General features: G+C 70.7%; 7 protein-coding genes. 5 read left to right on the top strand and 2 right to left on the bottom strand.

Annotation, left to right across the window (positions count from 1 at the left end):
• The coding region (locus AB0I88_RS36220) for a helix-turn-helix domain-containing protein (RefSeq protein ID WP_361035529.1) at positions 1-92 on the bottom strand (92 nt) is incomplete at its 3' end.
• Between the two features lie 154 nt (positions 93-246).
• Here AB0I88_RS36220 and AB0I88_RS36215 point away from each other — a divergent pair.
• The 4 genes from AB0I88_RS36215 (at position 247) to AB0I88_RS36200 (ending at position 3,772) form a co-directional block, all read left to right on the top strand.
• Entirely contained in the window at positions 247-1,002 is a 756-nt protein-coding gene (locus tag AB0I88_RS36215; RefSeq protein WP_361035526.1) for an ABC transporter ATP-binding protein, read from the top strand.
• The gene (locus AB0I88_RS36210; RefSeq protein ID WP_361035524.1) at positions 999-1,721 is read left to right on the top strand and encodes an ABC transporter ATP-binding protein; all 723 of its coding nucleotides are present in this window, start codon (positions 999-1,001) and stop codon (positions 1,719-1,721) included. Before AB0I88_RS36215 ends, AB0I88_RS36210 begins: the two co-directional genes overlap by 4 nt.
• 214 nt (positions 1,722-1,935) lie before the next feature.
• Entirely contained in the window at positions 1,936-2,142 is a 207-nt protein-coding gene (locus tag AB0I88_RS36205; RefSeq protein WP_361035521.1) for a DUF3311 domain-containing protein, read from the top strand.
• The gene (locus AB0I88_RS36200; RefSeq protein ID WP_361035518.1) at positions 2,135-3,772 is read left to right on the top strand and encodes a sodium:solute symporter; all 1,638 of its coding nucleotides are present in this window, start codon (positions 2,135-2,137) and stop codon (positions 3,770-3,772) included. The genes AB0I88_RS36205 and AB0I88_RS36200 overlap by 8 nt, the downstream gene beginning before the upstream one ends.
• 28 nt (positions 3,773-3,800) lie before the next feature.
• Here the strand turns inward: AB0I88_RS36200 and AB0I88_RS36195 are convergent, their stop codons facing one another.
• Entirely contained in the window at positions 3,801-4,982 is a 1,182-nt protein-coding gene (locus AB0I88_RS36195) for a zinc-dependent alcohol dehydrogenase (RefSeq protein ID WP_361035515.1), read from the bottom strand.
• Positions 4,983-5,058: 76 nt separating this feature from the next.
• Between AB0I88_RS36195 and AB0I88_RS36190 the strand changes: the two genes are divergently transcribed.
• Entirely contained in the window at positions 5,059-6,090 is a 1,032-nt protein-coding gene (locus AB0I88_RS36190) for a diguanylate cyclase (protein ID WP_361035512.1), read from the top strand.
• Positions 6,091-6,147: the final 57 nt, after the last annotated feature.

The raw sequence follows: 6,147 nt of genomic DNA, 5'->3' as shown, positions 1-6,147 counted from the left end.
TTCCAGACCAGGCGCACACACCCGAAGGTGCGGTTCAGCACCGCAGCCTGTTCGGAGGTCGGGTAGGCCCGGCACTTGTACGCCGTACGCATGTCCGACAGCTTACCGAGAGGATGTCATGAGTCAAGTGTACGCGGGTTTGCTTCCGGACTACGTCCGCAGACCGTCCCGGCTGCACCGGGCCGCTCCTGACGGAGCCGCCGATCCTTCCCGCCCTGAAGGACGGGGCATCCTGGCGGTGTCTCGGTGAACGCGAGCCCACCACTGCTGGCCGCCGAAGGGCTGACCGTCCACTACGGCGGCGTCCGGGCCAACACCGACATCACCCTGCACGTGGACGCGGGCGAGGTGGTCGGGTTGATCGGCCCCAACGGCGCGGGCAAGACCACCTTCGTCGACGCCGTCACCGGTTTCACGCCGTCGCGCGGCGCGGTCGGCGTGGCGGGGCGGCGCGTCGACCGGCTCGCCCCGCATCAGCGCCGGCGTGCCGGTCTGGCCCGGACCTGGCAGGCCGGGGAGCTGTTCACCGATCTGACGGTGCGGCAGAACGTAGCGGTGGCGGCCGGCCGGGGACCGCTGCGCAACCTCTGCGACGACCTGATCGGCCGTTCCGAACCCGGCGGTGACGTGGACGCGGTACTCGACACGTTCGGGTTGCGGCCGGTCGCGGACCGCCGTCCGGAGGAGCTGAGCCTCGGCCGGCAGAAGATCGTCGGGGTGGCCCGGGCGCTGGCCGGGGCGGCCCGCGTGCTCCTGCTCGACGAGCCGGCCGCCGGGCTCGACACCGACGAGAGCGCCGAGTTCGGTGAGCACGTCCGGGCGATCGCCGGCTCGGGCCGGGCGGTGCTGCTCATCGACCACGACATGACGCTGGTGGCCGCGATCTGCGACCGGGTGTACGTGCTGGACTACGGGGTGGTCATCGCGTCCGGTACGCCCGGCGAGGTGCTGGCCGACCCGGCGGTGCGCACCGCGTACCTCGGATCGGAGCTCGTGCCGTGACCGAGGTTCTGCGGCTGGACGCCGTCACCGCCGGTTACGCCGGCATCCCGGCCGTGCGGGATCTCGGCCTGAGCCTCGCCTCCGGTGAGATCGTCGCGATGCTGGGCCCCAACGGCGCCGGCAAGACCACCACGCTGCGGGCCGCGGCGGGCGTCCTCGCGCCGATGTCCGGCACGGTCACCGCGTTCGGGCGGCCGCTGCGCCGGCGGCTGGAGCAGAACGCGCGCGCCGGCCTCGTCCTGGTGCCCGACACCAGGGGCGTGTTCCACAGCCTGTCGGTACGCGAGAACCTCGCCCTCGCCCGGCGCCGCAACGACAGCCTGGACGATGTCCTGGAGTTGTTCCCCGCGCTGCGGGGACTGATGACACGCCGGTGCGGCCAGTTGTCCGGCGGCGAACAGCAGATGCTCGCCATCGCCAAGGCGCTCGTGCACCGGCCGCGGGTGCTGCTGATCGACGAGATGAGCATGGGGCTGGCGCCGGTGGCGGTCCAGGCTCTGCTGCCCAGCATCCGGGCGCTGGCCGACCGGTACGGCGTCGGTGTCCTGCTGGTCGAGCAGCACATCGATCTCGCCCTGTCGATCGCCGACCGCGCCGTCGTCCTGCATCACGGCCGGATCGTGCTGACCGGGCCGGCCGCCGGGCTGCGCGCCGACCGCGACGCCGTCGCCGAGGCCTACTTCGGCACGTCGGCCGCCCACGACGGCAGCCCCGCCTGATGTCGTGGGCGTCCGACCAGCAGCGTCTCGACCTTCGGGGTATGTGCGACAGCGACATGACACCCGGCCGGCTGGTGGCTGCTACTCACATAACCGGACTCCGTCTCGTATTAAGCCTTTCTTATTTGGATCTCTGCGAGTAGAACGGTCCCCACGGTTTTTACACACTCAGTGCGAATTGATCTTGCCGCGCCCCCGACGCCAGGAGACATCGATGCCCGCACCTGCTCGTTCCCGCCGCCGGCAGTGGCTCCTGCTCGTGCCCGCGGTGGCGCCGCTGCTCACCCCGTACGCCAACCGCATCGACCCGGCCCTGTTCGGCATACCGTTCTTCTTCTGGTACCAGTTCGCCTGCGCCCTGCTGGCCATGCTGGTCATCACCGTCGTCCACCTGGCCACCCGCGAGGACGGCCATGAGTGACCGCACCATCGAGGTCGGCATCTTCACCGTCCTGATGGCGATCGTCGTGCTGCTCGGTTTCGGCGCCGCCCGCTGGCGCGCCCCGGAGAACCCGCACACGCTCGAGGAGTGGGGCGTCGGCGGCCGGGCGTTCGGCAACTGGACCATCTGGTTCCTGCTCGGCGGCAGCATGTACAGCGCGTACACGTTCATCGCGGTGCCGGCGCTCACCTACGGCGTCGGCGCGATCGGCTACTTCGCGATCCCGTTCGCCGTCATCACCACGCCGATGACCTTCCTCTTCACCACGAAGGCCTGGTCGGTGGCCCGGCGGCACGGCTTCCTCACACACAGCGAGTTCGCGGCCGCCCGGTTCGGCTCACCCCGGCTGGGCGCGCTGATCGCGGTCACCGGCATTCTCGCCACCATCCCGTACGTCGCCGTGCAGCTGGTGTCGTTGCAGGCGGTGCTGCGCACGGTCGGGTTCGGCGGCGAGGTGCCGCTGCTGGCCGCCGTGACCGTGGTGTCGATCTGCACGTTCCGGTCCGGGCTGCGCGCTCCGGCACTGCTGTCCATCGTCAAGGACGTGCTGCTGGGCTGGATGCTGCTGACCGCGGTGCTGATGGTCGCCATGTACGGCGGCTGGGGCAGCACCTTCCGGACCGCCGCCGCCCGGTTCGAGGCCACCCCGAACCCGGCCGACGGGCTGCTGCTGCCGGACAACGCCCACCTCGGGTTCCTCACCCTGGTCATCGGCTCGGCGCTGGCGATCTTCGCGTACCCGCACGCGCTGCTCGGCATGCTCGCCGCCAAGGACCGGGCGACGATCCGCCGCAACGCCGCTGCCCTGCCGGTCTACTGCATGGCGCTGGCGCTGATGGCGATGCTCGGCTTCTTCGCCCTGGCCCGCGGCGTCCGGCCGGTCGACGGGGACCTGAACACCGTCATCCCGCAGACGATCCACGAGTACTTCCCGAGCTGGTCGGCGGGGATCGCGTTCGCCGCCCTGAGCATCGCGGCCCTGATCCCGGCGGCCGTCATGTCGATCGCCGCGGCCAACACGTTCACCCGCAGCCTCTACCGGCCCTACCTGCGCCCGAACGCCTCCGCGGCGACCGAGGCGAGGGTCAGCCGCTGGGTGTCGCTGATCGTCAAGTTCGGCGCGGCCGCCCTGATCCTGGCCGTCGACCCGGCGTTCTCGGTGGACCTCCAGCTGATCGGCGGCGTGGTCATCCTGCAGACCATCCCGACGGTCTTCATCGGCCTGCTGACCCGCTGGTTCCACCGGGGCGCGCTCACCACCGGCCTGCTCACCGGACTGGCCGTCGGCATCGGAATGCTCTACCTCATCCCGAAGAAGGACGGGACCGGCCGGGTCGTGTCCGAGCATTTCGGCGGCTCCAGCTGGCAGCTCGACGACGGGCGCAGCGTCTACGTCGGCATCGTGGCGCTCGCGGTGAACCTGGCGGTCACCGTGGCGGCCACGCTGGTGCTGCGGGCCGCCAAGGTGCCGGACGGGGTGGACCGGACCCACCCGGAGGACTACCTGACCGATGCCGGCGACCCGTACCTGAAACGGCTCGACCAGCTGATCGACGGGCTCCCCCGGGCCGAGGAACGCCCCGGCCCGCAACGGCAGCACATAGGGTGAGCCGCCGTTCGGTCGCCTCCGCACCACGTCACGGCTTGAGGACCACCTTGATGCAGCCGTCCCGCTTCTTCTTGAACATGTCGTAGGCGTGCGGCGCCTCCTCCAACGGCAGCCGGTGGGTGACCAGATCGTCCACACCCAACGGATCGTCGTCCCCGGTGAGCAGTGGCATCAGGTCGTCGACCCAGCGTTTGACGTGCGCCTGGCCCATTCGCAGGGTCACGCCCTTGTCGAACAGGTCCATCATCGGCAGCGGGTCGGCGTTGCCCCCGTACACGCCGATGATCGACACGGTGCCGGCACGGCGTACCGCGTCGAAGGCCGTGGTGAGCGCGGCCATCCGGTCGATGCCGGCCGTCTCGACCGCCTTGCGGGCCAGCGGGTCCGGCAGCATACCGGCCGCTTTCACGGCGGCCGCCTGGATCGGGGCGCCGTGCGCCTCCATCCCGACCGCCTCGATCACGCTGTCCGCGCCCCGGCCGGCGGTCAGCTCGCGCACCGCGGCCGGCACGTCGGTGTCGCCGGTGTCGAGCGCCTCGACGCCGTGCCGGCGGGCCATCGCCAGCCGCTCCGGCACGTTGTCGGAGGCGATGACGCGTTCGGCGCCGAGATGCCGGGCGATGCGGGCGCACATCTGGCCGATCGGTCCGAGGCCGGTGACCAGAACCGTGTCGCCGGGGTGGATGTCGGCGTACTTGGCGGCCTGCCAGGAGGTCGTCAGCACGTCGGAGAGGAAGAGGAAACGCTCGTCGGGATGGCCGTCCGGCACCTTGATCGGGCCGAACTGGGCCTGCGGGACGCGCAGGTACTCCGCCTGCCCGCCGGGCACCTGGCCGTACAGCCTGGTGTAGCCGAACAGGGAGGCGCCCTTGCCCTCGGCGGTGACCTGGGTGGTCTCGCACTGGGCGTACCAGCCGCGGGTGCACATCCAGCAGTGCCCGCAGGAGATGTTGAACGGGATCACCACCCGGTCACCCGGCCGGATGTGGGTGACCTCGGCGCCGACCGCCTCGACGATGCCCATCGGCTCGTGCCCGAGGATGTCGCCCTTGTCGATGTACATGCCGAGCACGTCGTACAGGTGCAGGTCGGAACCGCAGATGGCGGTCGAGGTGATGCGCACGACGGCGTCGGTCGGTTCCTGGATCCGGGGATCGGGCACCGTCTCCACCGAGACCTTGCCGGTGCCCTGCCATGTCAAAGCTCGCATGTTCGATGGATGCCCGCTGAAAGCACGATCAACCGCTTCCCTCAAGTCGGCGTCGCGGCAGCCGAATCTGGGCCCCGTGAGTCTTATCCGGCGGGTGCGCGGCAACTCCCGTGACCCCCGTCCCGCGGTGGTCAGCGGATTCACCATCGGAACCCTGTTCTTCCTGTGCGGCCTCTACACGTTCTTCACCATCCTGCTGCCGACACCGCCCGGTTTCCGGGTCGGCGCGGTCAGCCTGATCGGCCTGACCGGGGTGCTTTCCGGCCCGGTCCTGATGGCGCTGCCGTGGGCGCGGCTCCCGAACGCGGCCCGGCTGGCGATCGCCCCCGTCGCGATGGCCCTGATCGCCGTCCACAACATGGCCGCGGGCGTCGACCCGTTCCGCTACGGAATGTTCTTCTTCCTGGTGTTCGTGTGGTTCGGCCTGTGCGAGCCGCGCGGCACCAGCCTGCGGATGAGCCCGTTCCTGGTGGTCGCCTACCTCGTACCGCTGATGATGCGGGACGCGTCGGCGTCGGACCTTGCCTCGCTCAGCTACACGTTTCCTCTGTACCTGACCGTCGGCGAACTGCTGGCGTGGCGGACCAACCGGCTGCGGCAGCTTCAGGAAGGTCTCCAGCGGCTGGCCGACCACGACTCGCTGACCGGCCTGCCGAACCGGGCCGCCTTCACCGCGGCGCTGCGCGAACGCTGCGCCGGGCCGGATCCCGTCGCCGTGCTCTTCCTCGACCTCGACGGCTTCAAGCAGATCAACGACAGGCTGGGCCACGCCACCGGCGACGACGTCCTGATCCAGGTGGCCGGTGTCCTCGCCACCGTCGCCCGGCCGTGCCGGGACGTGCCCGGCCGCCTGGCCGGCGACGAGTTCGTGATGCTGCTGCCGGGCACGTCCGAGGCCGAGGCCGAGGCGATCGCCGAGCGGGTGGTCCGGCGTCTCGGCGACCTCCGCACTCCGGACGGCACCCCGGTGCGTGGCAGCGCGGGCATCGCCGCCGGTCACCACATCGCCGCGGAACAGCTTCTCGCGCAAGCGGACCAGGCGATGTACGCGGCCAAACAGCGCCGCCGGAGTCAGATGCCGGCGGGAAGCCCCGTCAGCGCCGCATAGGCCGGGTGTGTGGATTTCGGGTGCGCTGCGCACCCGAAATCCACACACGGCCGTGGC

The organism is Actinoplanes sp. NPDC049802, from assembly GCF_040656595.1.
Lineage (GTDB): Bacteria > Actinomycetota > Actinomycetes > Mycobacteriales > Micromonosporaceae > Actinoplanes.
The sequence above is the reverse complement of the archived record's forward strand: the minus strand, read 5'-3'. Positions and strand labels throughout refer to the sequence as shown.